Origin of the sequence: Streptomyces sp. NPDC127595, assembly GCF_042671685.1 — a bacterium.
GTDB lineage: Bacteria > Actinomycetota > Actinomycetes > Streptomycetales > Streptomycetaceae > Streptomyces.
Window position 1 is genome coordinate 393,126 of the sequence record NZ_JBHXWK010000003.1, and the last position, 21,672, is coordinate 414,797.

Annotated in this window: 19 protein-coding genes; 10 read left to right on the top strand and 9 right to left on the bottom strand. The window is 66.6% G+C overall.

All coding sequences use genetic code 11. From position 1 onward, the window contains the following. Positions 1-31 precede the first annotated feature (31 nt). The gene (locus ACFVKT_RS12790; RefSeq protein ID WP_385730587.1) at positions 32-1,498 is read left to right on the top strand and encodes a CCA tRNA nucleotidyltransferase; all 1,467 of its coding nucleotides are present in this window, start codon (positions 32-34) and stop codon (positions 1,496-1,498) included. A gap of 81 nt (positions 1,499-1,579) precedes the next feature. Here ACFVKT_RS12790 and ACFVKT_RS12795 read toward each other — a convergent pair whose 3' ends face one another. The 3 genes from ACFVKT_RS12795 to ACFVKT_RS12805 all read right to left on the bottom strand — a co-directional run bounded on the left by ACFVKT_RS12795 (position 1,580) and on the right by ACFVKT_RS12805 (position 4,776). Next, on the bottom strand, positions 1,580-2,863 hold the full coding sequence (locus ACFVKT_RS12795; protein WP_385730589.1) for an MFS transporter: 1,284 nt from the start codon (positions 2,861-2,863) through the stop codon (positions 1,580-1,582). A gap of 100 nt (positions 2,864-2,963) precedes the next feature. Further along, complete coding sequence (locus ACFVKT_RS12800) at positions 2,964-4,046, bottom strand: inositol-3-phosphate synthase (RefSeq protein ID WP_385730591.1); 1,083 nt, start codon at positions 4,044-4,046, stop codon at positions 2,964-2,966. Positions 4,047-4,089: 43 nt separating this feature from the next. Continuing rightward, entirely contained in the window at positions 4,090-4,776 is a 687-nt protein-coding gene (locus ACFVKT_RS12805; protein ID WP_385730593.1) for a PadR family transcriptional regulator, read from the bottom strand. Between the two features lie 376 nt (positions 4,777-5,152). On the opposite strand from ACFVKT_RS12805, the gene ACFVKT_RS12810 reads away from it, so the two are divergent. Together ACFVKT_RS12810 and ACFVKT_RS12815 are read left to right on the top strand one after the other, a co-directional pair. Further along, on the top strand, positions 5,153-7,858 hold the full coding sequence (locus ACFVKT_RS12810; protein WP_385730595.1) for a transglycosylase domain-containing protein: 2,706 nt from the start codon (positions 5,153-5,155) through the stop codon (positions 7,856-7,858). 118 nt (positions 7,859-7,976) lie between these two features. Beyond that, on the top strand, positions 7,977-9,482 hold the full coding sequence (locus ACFVKT_RS12815) for a glycosyltransferase family 87 protein (protein WP_385730597.1): 1,506 nt from the start codon (positions 7,977-7,979) through the stop codon (positions 9,480-9,482). A gap of 91 nt (positions 9,483-9,573) precedes the next feature. On the opposite strand, the gene ACFVKT_RS12820 is transcribed toward ACFVKT_RS12815, so the two are convergent. From ACFVKT_RS12820 to ACFVKT_RS12830, 3 genes are all read right to left on the bottom strand, one after another. Continuing rightward, positions 9,574-10,605, bottom strand: coding sequence for an alanine racemase (locus ACFVKT_RS12820; RefSeq protein ID WP_385730598.1), 1,032 nt, complete (start codon positions 10,603-10,605; stop codon positions 9,574-9,576). Positions 10,606-10,733: 128 nt separating this feature from the next. Then, the gene (femX, locus tag ACFVKT_RS12825) at positions 10,734-11,855 is read right to left on the bottom strand and encodes a peptidoglycan bridge formation glycyltransferase FemX (RefSeq protein WP_385730600.1); all 1,122 of its coding nucleotides are present in this window, start codon (positions 11,853-11,855) and stop codon (positions 10,734-10,736) included. A gap of 167 nt (positions 11,856-12,022) precedes the next feature. Beyond that, positions 12,023-12,337 carry a hypothetical protein gene (locus ACFVKT_RS12830; RefSeq protein WP_385730602.1) on the bottom strand — a complete coding sequence of 105 codons (315 nt, stop codon included), beginning with the start codon at positions 12,335-12,337 and terminating at the stop codon, positions 12,023-12,025. A 287-nt stretch (positions 12,338-12,624) separates the two neighbouring features. On the opposite strand from ACFVKT_RS12830, the gene rpsF reads away from it, so the two are divergent. From rpsF to rplI, 4 genes are all read left to right on the top strand, one after another. Then, entirely contained in the window at positions 12,625-12,915 is a 291-nt protein-coding gene (rpsF, locus tag ACFVKT_RS12835; RefSeq protein ID WP_385730604.1) for a 30S ribosomal protein S6, read from the top strand. 77 nt (positions 12,916-12,992) lie between these two features. Next, positions 12,993-13,598 carry a single-stranded DNA-binding protein gene (locus ACFVKT_RS12840; RefSeq protein ID WP_385730606.1) on the top strand — a complete coding sequence of 202 codons (606 nt, stop codon included), beginning with the start codon at positions 12,993-12,995 and terminating at the stop codon, positions 13,596-13,598. A gap of 47 nt (positions 13,599-13,645) precedes the next feature. Then, positions 13,646-13,882 (top strand): 30S ribosomal protein S18, encoded by a 237-nt coding sequence (gene rpsR / locus ACFVKT_RS12845; protein WP_003949403.1) that lies wholly within the window; start codon positions 13,646-13,648, stop codon positions 13,880-13,882. Positions 13,883-13,900: 18 nt separating this feature from the next. Then, the gene (gene rplI / locus ACFVKT_RS12850) at positions 13,901-14,347 is read left to right on the top strand and encodes a 50S ribosomal protein L9 (RefSeq protein ID WP_266458477.1); all 447 of its coding nucleotides are present in this window, start codon (positions 13,901-13,903) and stop codon (positions 14,345-14,347) included. Positions 14,348-14,491: 144 nt separating this feature from the next. Here the strand turns inward: rplI and ACFVKT_RS12855 are convergent, their stop codons facing one another. Continuing rightward, the gene (locus ACFVKT_RS12855; protein ID WP_385730608.1) at positions 14,492-15,829 is read right to left on the bottom strand and encodes an MATE family efflux transporter; all 1,338 of its coding nucleotides are present in this window, start codon (positions 15,827-15,829) and stop codon (positions 14,492-14,494) included. Between the two features lie 459 nt (positions 15,830-16,288). Between ACFVKT_RS12855 and dnaB the strand changes: the two genes are divergently transcribed. After that, positions 16,289-17,764, top strand: coding sequence for a replicative DNA helicase (dnaB, locus tag ACFVKT_RS12860; RefSeq protein ID WP_385730610.1), 1,476 nt, complete (start codon positions 16,289-16,291; stop codon positions 17,762-17,764). Positions 17,765-17,904: 140 nt separating this feature from the next. After that, the gene (locus ACFVKT_RS12865) at positions 17,905-19,290 is read left to right on the top strand and encodes a serine hydrolase domain-containing protein (protein WP_385730612.1); all 1,386 of its coding nucleotides are present in this window, start codon (positions 17,905-17,907) and stop codon (positions 19,288-19,290) included. A gap of 69 nt (positions 19,291-19,359) precedes the next feature. On the opposite strand, the gene ACFVKT_RS12870 is transcribed toward ACFVKT_RS12865, so the two are convergent. Then, on the bottom strand, positions 19,360-19,812 hold the full coding sequence (locus ACFVKT_RS12870; protein ID WP_385730614.1) for a GNAT family N-acetyltransferase: 453 nt from the start codon (positions 19,810-19,812) through the stop codon (positions 19,360-19,362). Between the two features lie 40 nt (positions 19,813-19,852). Further along, positions 19,853-20,311 (bottom strand): MarR family winged helix-turn-helix transcriptional regulator, encoded by a 459-nt coding sequence (locus ACFVKT_RS12875; protein WP_385730615.1) that lies wholly within the window; start codon positions 20,309-20,311, stop codon positions 19,853-19,855. Positions 20,312-20,452: 141 nt separating this feature from the next. Here ACFVKT_RS12875 and ACFVKT_RS12880 point away from each other — a divergent pair, with 141 nt between their 5' ends. Then, positions 20,453-21,658: an MFS transporter gene (locus ACFVKT_RS12880; protein ID WP_385730617.1), complete on the top strand. Its 1,206-nt coding sequence runs from the start codon at positions 20,453-20,455 to the stop codon at positions 21,656-21,658. Positions 21,659-21,672: the final 14 nt, after the last annotated feature.

The window sequence follows — 21,672 nt, forward strand, 5'->3', positions numbered from 1 at the left end:
TGGGGGCCTCGGCCACGTACCCTTTTCTGTTGTGCCGAACGCCAATGAAGACAACCCCAGTGCCCTGAGCCAGGTGCAGCGCCGAGCGGTGACTGAACTGCTGCGGGTCTCCCCTGTCGCCGACGACCTCGCCCGCCGATTCGAGGAGGCCGGGTTCTCACTCGCTCTGGTCGGCGGCTCGGTCCGGGACGCGCTCCTTGGCCGGCTCGGCAACGACCTGGACTTCACGACGGACGCCCGTCCCGAAGATGTCCTGAAGATCGTGAGGCCCTGGGCGGACGCCGTGTGGGAGGTCGGGATCGCCTTTGGCACCGTCGGCGCTCAGAAGGACGCCCGGGTGGGCGATGTTCAGCAGTCGTTCCAGATCGAGATCACGACGTACCGCTCCGAGGCGTACGACCGGACTTCCCGGAAGCCCGAGGTGTCTTACGGCGACTCCATCGAGGAAGATCTCGTGCGCCGGGACTTCACCGTGAACGCGATGGCCGTCGCGCTGCCGGCGAAGGAGTTCATCGACCCGCACGGGGGCCTGGACGACCTCTCAGAGCGCATCCTGCGGACTCCGGGGACCCCCGAGGCGTCTTTCTCCGACGACCCGCTGCGGATGATGCGGGCGGCACGGTTCGCCGCGCAGCTGGACTTCGAGGTGGCGCCCGAGGTGGTGGCCGCGATGACGGACATGGCCGGGCGCATCGAGATCGTCTCCGCCGAGCGAGTACGGGACGAGCTGAACAAGCTGATCCTGTCCGCGTACCCGCGCAAGGGTCTGACGTTGCTCGTCGACACCGGGCTCGCCGACCATGTGCTGCCGGAGCTTCCCGCGCTTCGCCTGGAGCGCGACGAGCATCATCGACACAAGGACGTCTACGACCACACCCTGATCGTCTTGGAGCAGGCGATGGAGCTGGAGGAGGACGGTCCCGATCTGGTTCTTCGGCTCGCCGCGCTGCTGCACGACATCGGCAAGCCGAGGACGCGCCGCTTCGAGCAGGATGGGCGGGTCTCCTTCCACCACCACGAGATGGTGGGCGCGAAGATGACCAAGAAGCGAATGGTGGCGCTCAAGTACTCGAACGATCTCGTGAAGGACGTCTCGCGTCTGGTCGAACTCCACCTGCGCTTCCACGGATACGGCACCGGGGAGTGGACGGACTCCGCAGTTCGTCGCTATGTGCGCGACGCGGGCCCCCTTCTGGATCGGCTCCACAAGCTGACCCGCTCCGACTGCACCACCCGGAACAAGCGGAAGGCGACCGCACTCTCCCGGGCTTACGACGGCCTGGAGGAGCGCATCGCTCAGCTTCAGGAGCAGGAGGAGCTGGACTCGATCCGTCCCGACCTCGACGGCAACGAGATCATGGGCATCCTTGGTGTCGGCCCCGGACCGGCCATCGGCCAGGCGTACAAGTTCCTGTTGGAGCTCCGGCTGGAGAACGGCCCGATGGAGCATCACGCGGCAGTGTCCGCACTCAAGGAGTGGTGGGCCGCGCAGAGCTGAGGCTCTCGGCGGGTCATGTTTCACGTGAAACATGACCTCTCGCGCTACGGAGGGGCGGTGTTTCACGTGAAACATCGCCCCTCACGACTGAGGTGCTACCCGCCGTGCTTTGAGGCGAGCCAATAGGACAGCCACTGCCGCGTAGAGCACTGCCACGGTGACGACGAGAGAGGCCGAACGTCCATCCGGAGGCAGTGTCAACGCGGCTACTGCGGCCGCACCGACGAAGGCGACATTGAACAGGACGTCGTAGACGGAGAAGATCCGGCCGCGGAAGGCGTCGTCGACCGAGGACTGCACGATCGTGTCGGTCGCGATCTTCGCCCCCTGTGTGGACAGCCCCAGGATGAAGGCGGCAAGCAGCATCGGGGTGGCGGCGAACGGTAGACCGAGCGCTGGTTCCAGGACGGAGGCGGTGCCGGCGCACGCGACGATCCAGCCGCCGGGGCCCAGCCGTCCCGCCGCCCAGGGCGTCACCACGGCCGCGACGAAGAACCCTGCCCCCGAAATACCCAAGGCCAACCCCAGCAGCGCGAGCCCCTCGTCGTCCGAGCCGGATGTCCAGGCGTAGCGGCACAGCATCAGCACCATGACGGTCAGGGCGCCGTAGCAGAAGCGCATCACCGTCATTGCCATGAGCGCCCAGGCCGCCTCCCGGCGTGCGGGCTCGGCCAGATGGCGCACGCCCGCTGCGAGACCGCGAGCGGTGCCCGTGAGTGCCGTGGACAGCCTTGAGGGCACCAACTGCCGGTCGGGGCCCAGTAGTTCCGGAGCGAGGCGCAGGGACGCGAGGGCCGAGCACAGATACAGGGCTGCTCCGACGAGGACGACCGCCGCGTCGGAGTCCGAGGCGACCAGCCGTACGACGAACGCGAGCCCGGCGCCCGTGGTCGCGGCGAGCGTCCCGGCGGTGGGCGACAGAGAGTTGGCCATGACGAGCCGGTCGGAGTCGACGACGCGGGGCAGCGCGGCCGAAAGGCCGGACAGGACGAAGCGGTTGACCGCAGTGACGCACAGCGCGGAGACATAGAAGAGCCAGTCCGGGACATGGCTCAGCATCAGGACGGCCGTCACGCACGCCAGCGCCGCCCGCAGCAGATTGCCGTACAGGAAGACCTGACGGCGTCGCCAACGGTCCAGCAGGACACCCGCGAACGGGCCGATGAGGGAGTACGGGAGCAGCAGAACGGCCATGGCGGAGGCGATCGAGCCCGCCGAGGTCTGCTTCTCGGGTGAGAAGACGACGTACGTGGCGAGCGCGACCTGGTAGACCCCGTCGGCGCCCTGGGACAGCAGCCGTACGCCGAGCAGGCGCCTGAAGCCCTGGAAGCGCAGGAGTACGCGCAGATCACGTACGACAGCCATGGGCACAGCCTCACATACGAGGAGGGTCCCCGGGCGGAATGCCCGGGGACCCTCAACAGCCTTCGAGGAGATGAGCTTTGGCGCGCACCTCAGTGTCTTGCTAGCGCTCGACCTCGCCCTTGATGAACTTCTCGACGTTGGCGTAGGCCTCGTCGTCGAAGTACTGGACCGGCGGGGACTTCATGAAGTAGCTCGACGCGGAGAGGATCGGGCCGCCGATACCGCGGTCCTTGGCGATCTTCGCGGCACGCAGGGCGTCGATGATGACGCCCGCGGAGTTCGGGGAGTCCCAGACCTCGAGCTTGTACTCCAGGCTCAGCGGGACATCGCCGAAGGCACGGCCCTCGAGACGCACATACGCCCACTTGCGGTCGTCCAGCCACTGCACGTAGTCCGACGGACCGATGTGGACGTTCTTCTCGCCCAGGTCGCGGTCCGGGATCTGCGAGGTGACGGCCTGCGTCTTCGAGATCTTCTTGGACTCGAGGCGGTCGCGCTCCAGCATGTTCTTGAAGTCCATGTTGCCGCCGACGTTGAGCTGCATGGTGCGCTCGAGACGGACACCGCGGTCCTCGAACAGCTTCGCCATCACGCGGTGCGTGATGGTGGCGCCGACCTGCGACTTGATGTCGTCGCCGACGATCGGGACGCCTGCCTCGGTGAACTTGTCCGCCCACTCCTTGGTGCCGGCGATGAAGACCGGAAGGGCGTTGACGAACGCGACCTTGGCGTCGATGGCGCACTGGGCGTAGAACTTCGCCGCGTCCTCGGAGCCGACGGGCAGGTAGCAGATGAGGACGTCGACCTGCTTGTCCTTGAGGGTCTGGACGATGTCGACCGGGGTCTCGTCGGACTCCTCGATGGTCTGGCGGTAGTACTTGCCGAGACCGTCGAGGGTGTGGCCGCGCTGGACCGTGACGCCCTTGTTCGGGACGTCGCAGATCTTGATGGTGTTGTTCTCGCTGGCGCCGATGGCGTCGGAGAGGTCGAGGCCGACCTTCTTCGCGTCGACGTCGAAGGCGGCGACGAACTCGATGTCGCGGACGTGGTACTCGCCGAACTGGACGTGCATCAGGCCGGGCACCTTGGCCGCCGGATCGGCGTCCTTGTAGTACTCGACGCCCTGCACCAGCGAGGCGGCGCAGTTGCCCACGCCGACAATGGCTACGCGAACCGAACCCATTCCGATTGCTCCCTGTATGTACTGGTGAAACCCCGAACGGGTCTCACGTGGTGGTGTCGTCGGACGGATCCGGCCGGGAGCTGTCCCGGTGCCGGGGCAGGCCGCCCGCCTCGCCAGATGTGCTGTCCTGCTGAGCGGAGCTTTCGGAGGCGGGACCTTTGACGTCCCGTCCTGCCCGCTCGCTCTCGATGAGCTCGTTCAGCCAGCGCACTTCGCGCTCCACGGACTCCATTCCGTGGCGCTGGAGCTCGAGCGTGTAGTCGTCGAGGCGCTCCCGGGTCCGCGCCAGAGAGGCGCTCATCTTCTCCAGGCGCTCCTCGAGGCGGCTGCGGCGGCCCTCCAGTACGCGCATGCGTACGTCGCGTGACGTCTGCCCGAAGAAGGCGAAGCGAGCGGCGAAGTGCTCGTCCTCGTATGCGTCGGGACCCGTCTGGGAGAGCAGCTCCTCGAAGTGTTCCTTACCTTCCGCCGTCAATCGATAGACGATCTTGGCGCGACGCCCTGCGAGTGGAGCGGCGAGGGAGTCTTCGGGTGTGGCCGCCCCTGGCTCCTCGATCAACCAGCCGTTGGCGACCAGCGTCTTGAGGCAGGGGTAGAGCGTTCCGTAACTGAAGGCACGGAACACACCCAGCGATGTGTTGAGTCGTTTGCGCAGCTCATAGCCGTGCATCGGAGACTCGCGGAGCAGGCCGAGGACGGCGAACTCGAGGATCCCGGAACGCCGGCTCACGTCGCCTCCTCCCTGTCGCTGTCGCCTCGGCACGGTCTTTATGCCGAGCTGATGTATCGACTCGATACATCGACACGATAGAACGGCCACTCGGATGCGGCAAGAGGGGTCACGGTGAACGGCGTCACATCACTGATTCATACGAAGCAACTTGCCTGATTTGGGGTGAACTTCGGCCCTCGGCAGGTTTTGACGGTGCGTAGTCTGTGCGGCATGCACACCACGGGGAACCAAGTGACGTCTGAGGACGTCACCGTCCTCGGTGCAGTACGGATGAATGCGATGAGGACCGCATCCGTACTTCGGGGGGACCGGAAACCAGCCGCTGCCGTTTCCAGGCGTGCATGGGTGCGCCTGCCCGAGGAGTAATCGTTCGATGAGCGAGCACCGTCGCAAACTGCCGCAGTCGCAGGAAGGCGGACGTGCCGCGGCCCGACGCGGCCAGTCCGGCTCGGCCTCCGGCCGCCGCGCGGCACCGCGTGGCGCCACCGAGTCTCCTTCCGACTCCTATGGGTCGGGGGGTGAAGAGGAGCGCTCGTACGGTGGCCGTGCCGAGGCCCGCCGTGCGGCGCAGAGAGGTGGCGCCAGCCGGCGCAGAGGCGCCGAGGGCGCCGGAAATGGCGGCTCCGGAGGCGGAGGCCGACGCGGTGGACCCGGTGGCCCGACCGGGCCCGGCCGGGGCCGAGGCCGCGGCACCGGGCCCGTCAAGAAGCGCATCATCGACTATCCGCGTGCCGGCAAGTACGGTGCAGCGCGCTGGGTTCCGTCCTGGAAACTGGTCACGGGGCTGTTCATCGGCTTCTGCGGCAGCATGGTGGCTGTGGCGGGTGTCGCGTACGCCCTGGTGGGCATCCCGGACGTCGCCAAGACCGCCGAGGCGCAGAACAACGTCTACTACTGGGCCGACGGTAGTCAGATGGTCGCCACCGGTGGCGAGACGAACCGCCAGATCATCAGCTACGCGCAGATCCCCAAGGAGATGCGATACGCGGTCATGTCGGCCGAGAACAAGACGTTCGAGACCGACAGCGGCGTCGACCCGATGGGTATCGCCCGAGCCTTCTACAACATGGCCAAGGGCGGTCAGACGCAGGGTGGCTCCACGATCACCCAGCAGTTCGTGAAGAACGCGATGCTGGACGACCAGTCGCAGACGATCTCGCGAAAGTTCAAGGAGCTGTTCGTCTCCATAAAGGTCGGTACCTCCATGGAGAAGGAGGACATCATGGCCGGCTACCTGAACTCCGCGTACTACGGGCGCAACGCCTACGGAATCCAGGCAGCGGCACGCGCCTACTTCGACAAGGACGCCACGGACCTGGACGCGAGCGAGTGCGCCTTCCTGGCGGCGATGCTCAAGGGCGCCACGTACTACGACCCCGCGGGCGCCGTGTCGATCGACCCGGCCGCCACTCCTCAGGCCAACCGCGAGCGCGCCCAGATTCGATGGAAGTGGATCCTCGACGAAGAGGTCAAGGACGGGCACCTGACCGCAGCGGAGCGCGCCGAGTTCACGAAGTTCCCCGAGCCCCAGAGCCCGCGGTCGAACGCGCAGCTGAGCGGACAGGTCGGCTACCTCGTCGACCTGGCCAGTTCCTACCTCATCAACAACAAGACGGGGATCACTCAGGAGCAGCTTCAGCAGGGCGGCTACGAGATCCATACGACCTTCGACAAGAAGAAGGTCGACGCGCTCGAAGCCTCGGTGAAGAAGGTCCAAGAGGAGAACATCGATCCCAAGAAGCGCCCCCAGACCGACACCTTCGTCCAGTTCGGCGGGGCTTCCGTGGACCCCGACACCGGCGCGATCAAGGCCATCTACGGCGGCGAGGACGCGACCAAGCACTTCACGGACAACGCCGACGCCACCGGTGCCCAGGTCGGTTCGACGTTCAAGCCGTTCGTGCTGGCTGCAGCCATGTCGTGGGGTGTTCGGGACCCCGACGGCGGCGCGGCTCAGCCGCAGGACGAGCGCACCAAGGTCTCTCCGAAGAGCCTGTACAGCGGCAAGAACAAGCTCAAGATCCAGGACTACGACCACACCGTCTGGACGGACAAGGAAGGCAAGGAGTGGCTGCAGACGAACGACGGCGGTGAGTCGTACAACGCGCCCAGCTACGACATTGACCTCCGCGAGGCGATGCGCGAGTCCGTCAACTCCGCTTACGTCCAGCTGGGAATGGACGTCGGCCTCGACAAGGTCAAGGAGGCCGCCAGCGACGCGGGCATCCTGGAGTCCAGCTTTGCCGGCGCCGATTACCCGTCCTTCTCCCTCGGTACGTCCGATCCGAGTGCGATCCGTATGGCTGGCGCCTACGCCACCTTCGCGGCCAGCGGAAAGCAGAACAATCCGTACTCGGTGGAGAAGGTCACCGACCAGGACGGCACCGTCTTCCAGCACGAGGGCGCGGCCAAGCAGGCCTTCACGTCGGATGTCGCCGACAACGTCACCGACGTCCTGAAGACCGTGGTGGACAAGGGAACCGGTACCGCGGCCAAGCTGACGGGCCGGGACGTGGCCGGTAAGACCGGTACCACCGACGGCAACAAGTCCGCCTGGTTCGTCGGGTACACCCCGCAGCTGTCGACCGCGATCGGCATGTATCGCATGGACGACGACGAGACCAAGAAGAACCGCGAGTTCCTGGAGATGTACGGCACGGGCGGCGAGGAGAAGATCCACGGCGCCTCGTTCCCGGCCCAGATCTGGCACGACTACATGGAACAGGCGCTCAAGGGTGAGAAGGCGGAGGACTTCCCGACGCCCAAGGATATCGGTGAGGTCCTCAACGACACTCCGAGTCCGAGCGTGACCCCCTCGCCCACCGAGAGCGTGGAGGAGACCCCGACGGCCACGCCGACTCCCAGCGAGGAGCCCACTACGACCGCTCCCTCGCCCTCGACGAGTGAGACCTGCGGCAACTTCGACTTCAACTGCTCCGACACCGGTGGAACAGACACCGGCGGTACGGATACGGGAGGTACGGACGGAGGGGCGTCCGCCACTCCATCTGAGTCGACCAGCAATAACACAAGTAACGGGAACGCCAATGGAGGACTCTTCGGAGGGTCGAGCGGATAGCCGCCTCCGTGTGTGTTTCACGTGAAACACACCGTTTCACGTGAAACGAGGGCCGTCGCACCTATCAGGTGCGGCGGCCCTCGTCGTGTACTCAGGTCCGTACGGCAGGATGTGCGCCATGCCCAGTGCAGAGACGACGCGAGCGAGCGTGCGCGAGCCAGAGCTGGTACGGCCGACCAAGGAAGACGAGGTGGCCGCGACCGGCAGTGAGCTGATCGGCGGCCCCATCGGACGACGGGCCCTGCTCGGGACGTCCTGGTGGACTCCCGTGCGGGTTGTCGCACTCATCGCGATCGGCGTATTCGCCCTTGGCATGGTGCAGAAACTGCCGTGCTACGACGGCGCCTGGTTCTTCGGGGCCAGCTCCCAGTACACGCATGCGTGTTACTCGGACATCCCGCACCTCTACCAGGGACGCGGCTTCGCCGACGGTCTCGTGCCGTACTTCGACAAGCTCCCCGGCGACATGGAGTACCTCGAGTACCCGGTGCTGACCGGCGTGTTCATGGAGGTCGCCTCCTGGCTCACACCAGGCAGCGGAAGCATCCAGGACCAGGAGCAGATCTACTGGATGGTCAACGCCGGGATGCTGATGGTGTGCGCGGCGGTCATCGCCGTATGCACCGCGCGTACCCACCGTCGCAGGCCCTGGGACGGCCTACTGGTCGCTCTCGCGCCCGCTTTCGCGCTTACGGCCACCATCAACTGGGATCTCCTCGCCGTGGCCCTCCTGGCCGCTGCGATGCTCATGTGGTCGCGAGGCCGTGTGCTGGCGTTCGGTGTGCTCATCGGGCTCGCCACGGCCGCCAAGTTCTACCCGTTCCTGGTGCTCGGACCGCTTTTCCTGCTGTGCTGGCGGGCGGGCAGGTGGCGTGAGTTCGGGACCGCGCTGTTGGGCGCCGTCGGAGCCTGGCTCCTCGTGAACCTTCCGGTGATGTACCTCGCGCCGGAGGGGTGGTCGAAGTTCTACAGCTTCAGCCAGGAGCGGGGAGTCGACTTCGGTTCGATCTTCCTGTTCCTCTCGAACTGGCTGAAGATCACGATCACCGCCGACACGGCGAACGCCTGGGCGCTGATCATGATGCTGCTCGTCTGCCTGGGCCTGGCCGCGGTCACCCTCGCCGCTCCCCGCCGCCCCCGCTTCGCTCAGCTCGCTTTCCTGATCGTCGCGGCCTTCATCCTCACCAACAAGGTCTACTCGCCCCAGTACGTACTGTGGCTGGTCCCCCTCGCCGCATTGGCCCGGCCGCGCTGGCGGGACTTCCTGATCTGGCAGGCGTGCGAGGTCGCGTACTTCCTGGGTATCTGGATGTACCTCGCCTACACGACCAGCGGTGACGCACACAAGGGCCTGCCGACCGAGGGGTATCAAGTCGCCATCGCCGTCCACCTGTTGGGGACGCTGTACCTGTGCGCCGTGGTCGTACGTGACATCTTCCTGCCCGAGCGGGACATGGTGCGCCGCGCCGGTGACGACGATCCGTCGGGCGGGGTGCTGGACGGTGCGGAGGACGTCTTCGTGTTCGGGGCCGCTGCTCATCCGCCACGGCACGCCGCGCACTTCGACGGGCCTCAGGTGGACTGGGGCAGTGGGAGTGCCACTACTGGAGACCGTTCGCCCTGAGCGAACAGGGCGAAGGAAAGCCACGTGAAAGGCCGTACACGGTGTCCGTGTACGGCCTTTCCACTGGGTCGAGCGTGTCGTCTTCCGCAGGTCAGTGTTCGACGACGCGGTCGAACTGGGTGGTGGTGTGCCGCAGATGGGCCACGAGTTCGTCGCCGACCTTCGGCTCGGTGGCGTCAGAGGGCACGAAGAGGATCGAGACCTGCATGTGCGGGGGCTCCGCGAACCAGCGCTGCTTACCCGCCCAGACGAACGGGGAGAGGTTCCGGTTGACCGTTGCGAGGCCGGCGCGGGCGACGCCCTTGGCGCGAGGCATGACGCCGTGCAGCGCCTTCGGGGCCTCCAGCCCCACACCGTGCGACGTGCCGCCCGCGACGACCACCAGCCATCCGTCCGAGGCGGCCTTCTGCTGGCGGTAGCCGAAGCGGTCGCCCTTGGAGACCTGTGTGACGTCCAGGACGGCTCCGCGGTACTCGGTGGCCTCGTGGTCGCCCAGCCACAGCCGCGTGCCGATGCGAGCGCGGAAGCGGGTCTGCGGGAACTGCTGCTGGAGACGGTAGAGCTCCTCGGCCTTGAGGTGGCTGACGAACATCGTGTGCAGCGGCAGACGGGCGGCGCGCAGGCGGTCCATCCAGCCGATGACCTCCTCGACGGCGTCCGAGCCGTCGGTGCGGTCCAGCGGCAGGTGGATGGCGAAGCCCTCCAGCCGGACGTTCTCTATGGCGGAGTGCAGATGCGGCAGATCCTGCTCGCTCACTCCGTGCCGCTTCATCGAGGACATCACCTCGATGACGACGCGGGCGCCCACGAGGCCGTACACGCCGTCGATGGACGACACGGAGCGGATCACACGGTCCGGCAGCGGAACCGGCTCCTCGCCCCGCCTGAAAGGCGTCAGGACCAGCAGGTCACCACCGAACCAGTCCTTGATCCGGGCGGCTTCGTACGTGGTGCCGACGGCGAGGACGTCCGAGCCCAGGCGGGTGGCCTCGTCAGCGAGGCGCTCGTGGCCGAAGCCGTACCCGTTGCCCTTGCAGACGGGGACGAGCCCCGGGAACTGCTCGGACACCTGCTTGTGGTGTGCCCGCCAGCGCGCGGTGTCGACGTAGAGCGTGAGCGCCATGGCCGGTCCCGGAACCTTTCTCGTGGCTGCGGTGTATCAGAGGTATGAACGGAAATTGTGGCGGATTCGGCGGACCGACGGAGCCATACCGGGCCGGGTCAAGGGCGCGACATGCGGCTCCGGCCGGGTCAGCGGCGCGACATGTAGATGTCGAGCGCCTTGTGGAGCAGCTTGTTGAGCGGGAAGTCCCACTCGCCGAGATACTCCGCGGCCTCCCCGCCTGTGCCCACCTTGAACTGGATCAGACCGAAGAGGTGGTCGGTCTCGTCCAGCGAGTCGGAGATGCCACGCAGGTCGTAGACGGTCGCCCCGAGCGCGTACGAGTCACGCAGCATGCGCCACTGCATCGCGTTCGAGGGCCGGACCTCCCGCCCGATGTTGTCCGAGGCGCCGTACGAGTACCAGACGTGTCCGCCGACGACCAGCATCGTCGCCGCGGACAGGTTCACGCCGTCGTGCTGGGCGAAGTAGAGCCGCATGCGGTTGGGGTCCTCGGTGTTGAGGGCCGTCCACATGCGCTGGAAGTACGAGAGCGGGCGGGGCCGGAAGTGGTCGCGGATCGCGGTGATTTCGTACAGCCGCTGCCACTCCTCCAGGTCTTGGTAGCCGCCCTGGACGACCTCGACGCCCGCCTTCTCGGCCTTCTTGATGTTGCGGCGCCACAGCTGGTTGAAGTTCTTGTGAACCTCTTCCAGGGAGCGGTTGGCGAGCGGCACCTGGAAGACGTAGCGCGGCTGTACGTCGCCGAAGCCGGCGCCGCCGTCCTCGCCCTGCTGCCAGCCCATGCGGCGCAGTTTGTCGGCGACCTCGAAGGCGCGCGGTTCGATGAAGTCCGCCTCGATGTCGCGCAGGCGCTTCACGTCCGGGTTCTGGATGCCGCCCTTGATGGAGGTGGCCTCCCAACGCCGGATGATCACCGGCGGACCCATCTTCACGGAGAAGGCGCCCTGTTGCTTGAGATGCGCGAGCATCGGCTGCAGCCAGTCGTCGAGGTTCGGGGCGAACCAGTTGATGACCGGACCCTCGGGCAGGTACGCGAGATAGCGCTTGATCTTGGGGAGCTGGCGGTACAGCACGAGCCCCGCCCCGACGATCTCGCCGGTCTTGTCATCGAACCACCCGAGGTTCTCGGAGCGCCACTCCGCCTTGACGTCTGCCCAGGCGGGGACCTGCATGTGGCTGGCCGCGGGCAGACTCTGGATGTACGCCAGATGCTGCTCACGGCTGATGGTCCTCAGGGTCAGGCTCATTCGGGGCGCTCCTCGGGCTGGTGTGTCCCCATGGGTACAGGGGCTCCGGCTCTCGCGCCGAAGCCTACTGCGCCCCGCGAGCGCCCCGTCTGGCCGTATGGAACCTGCGCCCCGACCGATACGCGGCCAGGACGTCCTGAGGTGTTGTTCGGCCTTCTGGCGGGCCGTCAGCCGATGACGCCGCCGAACAGACCGCCATGTGCCATACCCAGGAAGAAACCGACGCCCGCGGCACCGAGACCCAGGATCAGCCCGAAGCGCTCCCGTGTCGTCTCCGAGATGAACTGTCCGCCGGCGCCGGTAAGGATGCCCACCAGGCCTGTCCAGGAACTGAGCAGATGAAGACTGTGGAACTGCGCCGTGATGAAGGCGGTGAAGCCGAGCACCAGGGTCAGCCCGACCAGCGTGTCCTGGAGCGGGTGGGGCTTGTGGTCGGTGGCGAGCAGAGAACCGACGGTGTTGGGTCGCAATGTCTGTGCCATATGGCACCTCCTGCGGAAGGCGGCGCATCGTAGCGCCATACACACCCGATGTGTACAGATTGACGCCCAACCCGGTCGGATTTCAACCGGAAGCCGTTGTGCAGGTACTCTGTACCCTCTGCACCGGTGTCTGCCCAGGCCAAGGCCAGGTCACGAGAGGGAAACCCGCTCGGTTCGCCGTTCGGGGAGCCCGATTGTCAGTGGCGGCCGATACCGTTGCGTACGCATCACAACCCTCCTGCCACGGAACGACCGTGGCCGCTGAGTCCAAAGGAGGTGGGTTCCACATGCGTCACTACGAAGTGATGGTCATCCTCGACCCCGATCTCGAAGAGCGCGCTGTTTCCCCGCTGCTCGAGAACTTCCTCTCCGTCGTCCGTGAGGGCAACGGAAAGGTCGAGAAGGTCGACACCTGGGGCCGTCGTCGTCTGTCCTACGAGATCAAGAAGAAGCCCGAGGGCATCTACTCGGTCATCGATCTGCAGGCTGAGCCCGCGATCGTCAAGGAGCTCGACCGACAGATGAACCTGAACGAGTCGGTCCTCCGGACCAAGGTCCTCCGTCCCGAGACCCACTGAGCTTTCCAGCTCAGCTGATCTCGGGCATCGAGTAGCAGCACCAGCAGCCAGCAGCAAACCCGCCGAGAGGTTCCCCCATGGCAGGCGAGACCGTCATCACGGTCGTCGGCAATCTTGTCGACGACCCCGAGCTGCGCTTCACCCCTTCCGGTGCGGCGGTCGCGAAGTTCCGTGTCGCGTCCACTCCCCGCACCTTTGACCGTCAGACCAATGAGTGGAAGGACGGCGAAAGCCTGTTCCTGACCTGCTCGGTCTGGCGTCAGGCGGCGGAGAACGTCGCCGAATCGCTTCAGCGAGGCATGCGCGTCATTGTGCAGGGCCGGCTGAAGCAGCGGTCCTACGAGGACCGTGAGGGCGTCAAGCGCACGGTCTACGAACTGGACGTCGAGGAAGTCGGCGCCAGCCTGAAGAGCGCCACGGCCAAGGTCACCAAGACCACGGGTCGAGGCGGCCAGGGCGGATACAGCGGCGGTGGCGGCGGCGGCCAGCAGGGCGGTGGCTGGGGCGGAGGCTCCGGCGGCGGCCAGCAGCAGGGCGGCGGCGCCCCCGCTGACGACCCCTGGGCGACCGGCGCTCCCGCCGGTGGAAGCCAGGGCGGTGGCGGTGGCTGGGGCGGAAGCTCTGGCGCCTCAAGCGGCTCCAGCGGCTCTGGCGGCGGCTACTCGGACGAGCCCCCCTTCTAAGGGGTGGGGCTCGTACCCCAACTTCTTGATCACACAGGAGAAACACCATGGCGAAGCCGCCTGTGCGCAAGCCTAAGAAGAAGGTCTGCGCTTTCTGCAAGGACAAGGTCACGTACGTGGACTACAAGGACACGAACATGCTGCGGAAGTTCATTTCCGACCGCGGCAAGATCCGTGCCCGCCGCGTGACCGGCAACTGCACGCAGCACCAGCGTGACGTCGCCACGGCTGTGAAGAACAGCCGTGAGATGGCGCTGCTGCCCTACACCTCCACCGCGCGATAAGGGAAGGGTGACTGACACATGAAGATCATCCTCACCCACGAGGTCTCCGGCCTCGGTGCCGCGGGCGACGTCGTCGACGTCAAGGACGGTTACGCTCGCAACTACCTGATCCCGCGGAACTTTGCGATCCGCTGGACCAAGGGTGGCGAGAAGGACGTCGAGCAGATTCGTCGTGCTCGCAAGATCCACGAGATCGCGACCATCGAGCAGGCCAATGAGATCAAGGCCCGTCTCGAAGGCGTGAAGGTCCGCCTGGCCGTTCGCTCCGGCGACGCCGGCCGTCTCTTCGGTTCCGTCACCCCGGCCGACATCGCCTCGGCGATCAAGGCTTCCGGTGGCCCCGAGGTCGACAAGCGCCGCATTGAGCTGGGCGCGCCGATCAAGACCCTGGGCGCCCACGCGACGTCCGTGCGTCTGCACCCCGAGGTTGCCGCCAAGGTCAACATCGAGGTCGTCGCGGCCTGACGCCGCACTCGGCATTGCTGAGGGAAGGGCCGTACCCGACTGGGTGCGGCCCTTCTTCGTGCTTCGACGGCACGGTTGGGCTTCCCGGTGGCGCGGCTCTCTCCTGTTTCACGTGAAACAAGCGGGAGGTTTCACGTGAAACGCTCAGCGCGTCGCGCCCGTGACGATCCAGCGTCCCGAGCGGGAACGCAGCCACAGGGTCATCATCCGGACTGTCATCATCAGCGTCATCGCTCCCCAGAGTGCGGTGAGGCCGCCACCGAGTGCCGGTACGAGCAGCGCCACGGGAGCGAAGACCAGCAGAGTGAGCAGCATCGCCCAGGCCAGATACGGCCCGTCCCCCGCACCCATCAGGACTCCGTCCAGGACGAAGACGATCCCGCTGATCGGCTGCGACACGGCGACCAGCAGCAGGGCGGGCAGTGCGGCGTTCTGGACGACCGAGTCGCTGGTGAACAGGGGGAGGAACAGGGGGCGAGCGGCGATGACCAGCAAGCCGAGTACGACTCCTGTGGCGATTCCCCACTGGACCATGCGGCGGCAGGCCTCCCGGGCGCCCTGGGCGTCGCCCGCGCCGAGGTAGCGTCCGATGATGGCCTGCCCGGCGATGGCGATCGCGTCGAGTGCGAAGACGAGCAGGCTCCACAGCGACAGGATGATCTGGTGTGCCGCCATGTCGGCGTCGCCGAGACGTGCGGCCACCGCCGTGGCGATGATGAGGATCGCTCGCAGCGAGAGTGTGCGAACCAGCAGGGGCGCACCGGCTTGGGCGCAGGCGCGTATCCCAGCGGCATCGGGTCTCAAGGAGGCGCCGTGCCGGCGGGCGCCGCGGATGACGACGTACAGATAGATCGCGGCCATGCCGCACTGGGCGATGACGGTGCCCCAGGCGGAACCTGCGATGCCGAGGCCGGCACCGTAGACGAGACCGACGTTGAGGACGGCGTTCGCGACAAAGCCCGCGACGGCGACGTACAGCGGGGTTTTTGTGTCCTGGAGTCCGCGCAGGACGCCGGTTGCCGCGAGCACGACGAGCATGGCCGGGATGCCGAGTGCTGAGATGCGCAAATAGGTGACGGCGTACGGGGCGGCTGTGTCCGAGGCGCCGAAGAGTTCCATCAGGGCCGGTGCCGTGGGCAGAGTGATGGCTATGACGGCTGCGCCGATCAGCAGGGCGAGCCAGATTCCGTCCATGCCCTGACGGATCGCGGCGCGCAGATCTCCCGCGCCGACGCGGCGGGCGACGGCGGCCGTGGTGGCGTAGGCGAGGAAGACGAAGACGCCGACGGCCGTCATGAGGAGGGCGGAGGCCACGCCGAGGCCGGCCAGTTGGGCTGTGCCGAGGTGGCCGATGATCGCGGTGTCGGCCATGAGGAAGAGTGGCTCGGCGACAAGTGCGCCAAAGGCTGGAACGGCCAGTGCGACGATCTCTCGGTCGTGTCGGCGTCGGACGTCCTTGGACGCCGCAGGAGCCTGTGTCATGGCCACCAATCTAATCTTCCACAGGTAATAGATGCAAGACAATAAGAACCCTTACTTGCTCTCCAGTGGGACGCGCCGTCGCGGGCCGTTTGCAACGATCTTGGTCCGACTGGGAAAGTTTTTCTTCTGCACAGCCGGTGGACGGGAAAAGGGCAGGTCAGGGTAGGTTGTCAGGAGATCTTGAGTGCTTGTTCACAGGCCTGTCCACCGGGTCGTGCACAGGTTTGGTGGGGTTCTCCACAGCATCCGGGCCGTCGTCCACATGGCCTGTGGATAACCAGATTGGCTGACGGTGCCCGCGGGCCTAACGTGGTGCGGCGCCCACTCTCTCCTTCGTCCTCGAAAACCTCACAAAAAGGACGCGTCAGAACCGGAGTTGGGCCTCTTAGTTGTCAGTGCCGTGCCGTAGAAATAAGGGGCACGGCTAGGTCCGCTACGCGGACGGGAGGAGGTGGCTCGGTGAGTATTTCCGAGCCTTTGGACGACCCCTGGGCCGACAGCGGTCCCAGTGATCGTCTGCCATCCTCCCGCCGGCGCCAGGACGGCGGCAGGAGCCGCGACGATCAGCACGACCGCGACCGGGACACCGGCTCGTGGGAGGGCGGAGGTTCGGCCTTCGAGCGTGTGCCGCCGCAGGACCTGGATGCCGAGCAGTCGGTTCTCGGCGGCATGCTTCTCTCCAAGGACGCTATCGCCGATGTCGTGGAGGTTCTCAAGGGCCACGACTTCTACCGTCCGGCACACGAAACGATCTTCCAGGCGATCCTCGACCTGTATGCCAAGGGCGAGCCCGCTGACCCCATCACGGTCGCGGCGGAGCTCACCAAGCGCGGTGAGATCACCAAGGTCGGCGGCCCACCGTATCTGCACACCCTGGTGCAGACGGTCCCGACGGCGGCGAACGCGGAGTACTACGCGGAGATCGTGCACGAGCGTGCGGTCCTGCGCCGTCTGGTCGAGGCGGGGACGCGCATCACGCAGATGGGGTATGCGGCCGACGGCGATGTGGATGAGATCGTCAACAGCGCGCAGGCCGAGATCTACGCGGTCACCGAGCAGCGCACCACTGAGGACTATCTGCCGCTCGGCGACATCATGGAGGGCGCGCTCGACGAGATCGAGGCGATCGGATCCCGGTCGGGGGAGATGACCGGTGTGCCGACGGGCTTCACCGACCTCGACTCTCTCACCAACGGTCTCCACCCTGGCCAGATGATCATCATCGCCGCTCGTCCCGCCATGGGTAAGTCGACGCTTGCCCTGGACTTCGCGCGCACCTGCTCGATCAAGCACAACATGCCCAGCGTGATCTTCTCCCTCGAAATGGGCCGCAACGAGATCGCGATGCGTCTGCTGTCCGCCGAGGCCCGTGTGGCACTGCACCACATGAGATCCGGCACGATGACCGACGAGGACTGGACACGGCTCGCGCGCCGTATGCCCGATGTCTCTGCGGCCCCGCTCTACATCGACGACTCCCCGAACCTGTCCATGATGGAGATCCGCGCCAAGTGCCGCCGCCTCAAGCAGCGCGCCGACCTGAAGCTCGTGGTCATCGACTATCTGCAACTGATGCAGTCGGGCGGCAAGAGGTCCGAGAGCCGACAGCAGGAGGTCTCCGACATGTCGCGAAACCTGAAGCTGCTGGCCAAGGAGCTTGAGCTGCCGGTGATCGCGCTGTCCCAGCTCAACCGTGGCCCTGAGCAGCGCACGGACAAGAAGCCCATGGTCTCCGACCTGCGTGAGTCCGGATCGATCGAGCAGGACGCGGACATGGTGATCCTGCTGCACCGCGAGGACGCTTACGAGAAGGAGTCGCCGCGCGCGGGCGAGGCGGACATCATCGTGGGCAAGCACCGTAACGGTCCGACTGCCACGATCACGGTGGCCTTCCAGGGCCACTACTCACGCTTCGTGGACATGGCGCAGACCTGATCCGACACCTGGTCGGGCTGGCCGCAGTCGGCTCCGGCACCGCGTCGGAGTGACAGGATGCGGCTCCGGTACCTCGCTGTGTCTCAGTGCGTCGGAGAAATGTGCTCGACGTGTGATGCCGGGGCAGATGGACTGGGGGCATGACGACACTTCAGGAAGAGCTGCTACCTGCCACGCGCCGGGCTCTGTTGCACCGTATCGCCGTCGCGCAGGCCGAAGGACGGACGCCGTCACTGGTCGCTTCAGTGGTCCGGGGTGGGGAGACGGTCTGGACCGGCGCGCGCACCTCGGTGGACGGGCACGGGCCGGACGAGAACGTGCAGTACCGGATCGGCTCCATCACCAAGACCTTCACCGCCGTACTGGTACTGAGGCTGCGTGACGAAGGGGTGGTGGATCTCGGTGACCCCCTGGAGAAGCATCTGCCGGGTACCGGCGCGGGAGAGGTCACCATTGCCGAACTGCTCGCTCACACGGCGGGGTTGGCTGCCGAGTCACCCGCTCCCTGGTGGGAGCGCACGCCTGGCTCGCTGCGACCCGAGCTGGCCGATGTACTGGGCGAGCAGCCTTTCCGGCATTCGGTGGGGCGCCGGTTCCACTATTCGAACCCCGGCTACACGCTGCTGGGAGCGTTGATCGAGGAACTGCGGGGTGCCCCCTGGGAAGAGGTGCTGCGGCGCGAGGTGCTCGAACCGCTTGGACTGCGCCGTACCAGCGGACAGCCTCAGGCGCCGCACGCGGGCGGGTGGGCCGTCCACCCCTGGGCGGACGTGATGATGCCGGAACCTGCCGAGGACCTCGGGCGCATGGCGCCGGCCGGACAACTCTGGTCCACCACTGGGGATTTGGCGCGCTTTGCGATCTTCCTTACCCAGGGCGACGACCGGGTGCTGAGCTCGGAATCCGTGCGGGAGATGCGCACGCCCGCCGCGCCGCCCGAGACGGCGGACCTGGCCGTGGGTTCCGCTTACGGCCTGGGCATGCAGATCGTGCACCGTGACGGCCGGACCCTCGTCGGCCATTCCGGTTCTCTGCCGGGCTTCCTCGCCGGCCTGGTGGTGAGTGTGGAGGACGACCTGGCGGCGGTCGTGCTGTCCAACTGCACCTCCGGACTCCCTGCGCTGACGGTCGCTGCAGATCTTGTCCGGATCGTGGCGGAGGCGGAGCCCCGGATCCCTGAGCCTTGGCGTCCGCTGCCTGAAGTTGACGGAGCGGTCCTGGAGTTGGCGGGGCAGTGGTACTGGGGGACTTACGCCTTCGGGCTGCGGCTGGTGGCCGACGGCGGTGTTTCGCTGGAGCCGTTGTCCGGCACGGGTCGAGGTGCGCGCTTTCGGGCGAACGGCGACGGCACCTGGACGGGACTCGACGGCTACTACGCCGGAGAGCTTCTCCGGGCCCTGCGGCGCCCTGACGGGTCTGTGAGTCACCTGGACCTCGGGTCCTTCACTTTCACGCGTCAGCCGTACGACGAGAAGGCTCCTGTGCCGGGTGGGGTGGATCCTGAGGGCTGGCGAGGGGTCCAGTAGGGGCCGCAACGACGGGAGGCGCCTGTTTCACGTGAAACAACCGCCTCCCGCCGTATGCGCGGCTGTCTCTCAGAGCTGCAGTTTGAAGCCCACGTGGGAGGCCGTGAAACCGAGCCGCTCATAGAACCGGTGAGCATCGGTACGGGTGACGTCGGAGGTCAGTTGGACCAACTGGCAGCCCTGGCGCCGGGATTCCTCGATCGCCCACTCGATGAACCGGGTGCCCAGGCCGCTGCCGCGCTCGTCGGCGTGGACACGTACGCCTTCGATGATCGAGCGGGTCGCTCCCTTGCGGGACAGCCCGGGAATCACCGTGAGCTGGAGGGTGCCGACGACACGGTTCTCGCGCATGGCGACGACGAGGTGCTGGTTCGCATCGCCACTGAGGCGTTTCAGCGCGGCCAGGTACGGGGTGAGATCCTCCGGCGATTCCCGCTGGGCGCCCAGCGGGTCGTCCGCGAGCATCGCGACGATGGCAGGCATGTCGTCCGGAACGGCGGCACGTATTTCAAGATCTCCCATGGCCGGACCTTACGAGAGTGGGCTCACCCCTGCGCATCGCCTAAGCGGGAACCTGCGCCGATTCCACGACCCTGACCAGTGGGGCCAGCTCCGGGTTTCCGGCTGCTTCGTCCAGTGCCTCGCGCAGGGCGGCGTCATTGGTGGGCCGTGCCTCTTCGAGGAGCGTGAGGCCTGCCTCGCTGACGTTCGTGTAGATGCCGCGGCGATCGGTCGGGCACAGATAGCGCGAGAGCAGCCCGCGGTCCTCGAGTCGGGTGACGAGCCGGGTGGTGGCGCTCTGGCTGAGGACGACCGCGTCCGCGACCTGCTTCATCTGCAGATGACCGCCATCACCGTCGTGCTGGCGGCTGAGCACGTCGAGCAGGGAGTACTCCCGCACACTCAGGCCGTGCTTGGCCTGAAGGGCGCGCTCGATGTGGGCCTCGATCCTCCCGTGAAGCAGGGAGAGAGCACACCAGCCCTGTGAGAGGGCGGTGAGTGCGGGGTCCGTGGCTGTCATGGCGATTTCTCCGTCCCGGAGCGACTGGATCCAGGATAAAGCACGTCCGCAATAGCCCGCACTTGCGTGTAGCCCGCGTCTGCAACTATTGTGAACGCACGCAAAGCGCTCCTGCAATCGTCTGGGAAGGTGTACCCCACCATGCCTCTCGCGCTTCTGGCCCTCGCGATCGGGGCCTTCGGAATCGGAACCACCGAATTCGTGATCATGGGTGTGCTGCCCGAGGTCGCCGATGACTTCGGTGTCTCCATCCCCACCGCTGGACTGCTGGTGACCGGCTACGCCCTCGGTGTGGTCATCGGCGCCCCGATCATGACCGCGCTCGGCACGAAGGTGTCCCGCAAGCAGATGCTGATGCTGCTGATGGGTCTGTTCGTGCTCGGCAACCTGCTCTCCGCCGTCGCCCCGGCTTACGGGCTGATGCTGGCGGGCCGCGTGGTCGCTTCCCTCGCCCACGGTGCCTTCTTCGGCATCGGCTCAGTGGTCGCCGCCGAACTGGTCGCCCCAGAGAAGAAGGCCGGTGCGATCGCCATGATGTTCAGCGGTCTGACCGTCGCCAATGTGGTCGGCGTCCCGCTGGGCACGATGATCGGGCAGTCCGCCGGCTGGCGCGTCACCTTCGCGGGCGTCGCCGCACTCGGCGTGGTCGGTCTGCTGGGCATAGCCAAGCTGGTCCCCGAGCTTCCGAAGCCTGAAGGCGTACGCCTCCGACACGAGCTGGCCGCTTTCAAGAACGTCCAGGTTCTCCTGGCCATGGCGATGACTGTGCTCGGGTTCGGCGGTGTCTTCGCGGCCATCACCTACATCGCGCCGATGATGACGCACGTCACTGGCTTCGCAGATGGGTCTGTCACCTGGCTGCTGGTCCTCTTCGGCCTCGGCATGGTCGGCGGGAACCTGATGGGCGGCAAGTTCGCCGACCGTGCGCTGATGCCGATGCTGTACGTGTCCTTGGGCGGCCTCGCCACCGTGCTCGCCCTGTTCACGGTCACCGCGCACAACAAGTTCCTCGCGGCCGTCACGATCGCGCTGATCGGCGCCCTCGGGTTCGCCACCGTGCCGCCGCTGCAGAAGCGCGTCCTCGACCAGGCGCACGGCGCTCCCACGTTGGCCTCGGCTGTCAACATCGGCGCCTTCAACCTCGGCAACGCCCTGTCGGCCTGGCTCGGCGGCATCGTCATCGCTGCCGGCCTGGGCTACACCGCGCCCAACTGGGTCGGCGCCGTCCTTGCCGCGAGTGCGCTCGTACTTGCCATTCTGTCAGCCGCCCTGGAGCGGCGAGCCGTCGCCCGCAGCGCTGTCGTCGCCGGTGGTGCGCCCGCTGAACAGCGAACTGCCGTCCACTGATGACCCGAGTCGTA

What these genes read in the sequence shown, in the direction of transcription:
- ACFVKT_RS12795 (WP_385730589.1), bottom strand. Translation starts at nt 2,863, where the DNA reads ATGGCTGTCGTACGTGATCTGCGCGTACTCCTGCGCTTCCAGGGCTTC.
- ACFVKT_RS12800 (WP_385730591.1), bottom strand. Translation starts at nt 4,046, where the DNA reads ATGGGTTCGGTTCGCGTAGCCATTGTCGGCGTGGGCAACTGCGCCGCC.
- ACFVKT_RS12810 (WP_385730595.1), top strand. Translation starts at nt 5,153, where the DNA reads ATGAGCGAGCACCGTCGCAAACTGCCGCAGTCGCAGGAAGGCGGACGT.
- ACFVKT_RS12815 (WP_385730597.1), top strand. Translation starts at nt 7,977, where the DNA reads ATGCCCAGTGCAGAGACGACGCGAGCGAGCGTGCGCGAGCCAGAGCTG.
- ACFVKT_RS12820 (WP_385730598.1), bottom strand. Translation starts at nt 10,605, where the DNA reads ATGGCGCTCACGCTCTACGTCGACACCGCGCGCTGGCGGGCACACCAC.
- femX (WP_385730600.1), bottom strand. Translation starts at nt 11,855, where the DNA reads ATGAGCCTGACCCTGAGGACCATCAGCCGTGAGCAGCATCTGGCGTAC.
- ACFVKT_RS12830 (WP_385730602.1), bottom strand. Translation starts at nt 12,337, where the DNA reads ATGGCACAGACATTGCGACCCAACACCGTCGGTTCTCTGCTCGCCACC.
- rpsF (WP_385730604.1), top strand. Translation starts at nt 12,625, where the DNA reads ATGCGTCACTACGAAGTGATGGTCATCCTCGACCCCGATCTCGAAGAG.
- ACFVKT_RS12840 (WP_385730606.1), top strand. Translation starts at nt 12,993, where the DNA reads ATGGCAGGCGAGACCGTCATCACGGTCGTCGGCAATCTTGTCGACGAC.
- rpsR (WP_003949403.1), top strand. Translation starts at nt 13,646, where the DNA reads ATGGCGAAGCCGCCTGTGCGCAAGCCTAAGAAGAAGGTCTGCGCTTTC.
- rplI (WP_266458477.1), top strand. Translation starts at nt 13,901, where the DNA reads ATGAAGATCATCCTCACCCACGAGGTCTCCGGCCTCGGTGCCGCGGGC.
- ACFVKT_RS12855 (WP_385730608.1), bottom strand. Translation starts at nt 15,829, where the DNA reads ATGACACAGGCTCCTGCGGCGTCCAAGGACGTCCGACGCCGACACGAC.
- ACFVKT_RS12865 (WP_385730612.1), top strand. Translation starts at nt 17,905, where the DNA reads ATGACGACACTTCAGGAAGAGCTGCTACCTGCCACGCGCCGGGCTCTG.
- ACFVKT_RS12870 (WP_385730614.1), bottom strand. Translation starts at nt 19,812, where the DNA reads ATGGGAGATCTTGAAATACGTGCCGCCGTTCCGGACGACATGCCTGCC.
- ACFVKT_RS12875 (WP_385730615.1), bottom strand. Translation starts at nt 20,311, where the DNA reads ATGACAGCCACGGACCCCGCACTCACCGCCCTCTCACAGGGCTGGTGT.
- ACFVKT_RS12880 (WP_385730617.1), top strand. Translation starts at nt 20,453, where the DNA reads ATGCCTCTCGCGCTTCTGGCCCTCGCGATCGGGGCCTTCGGAATCGGA.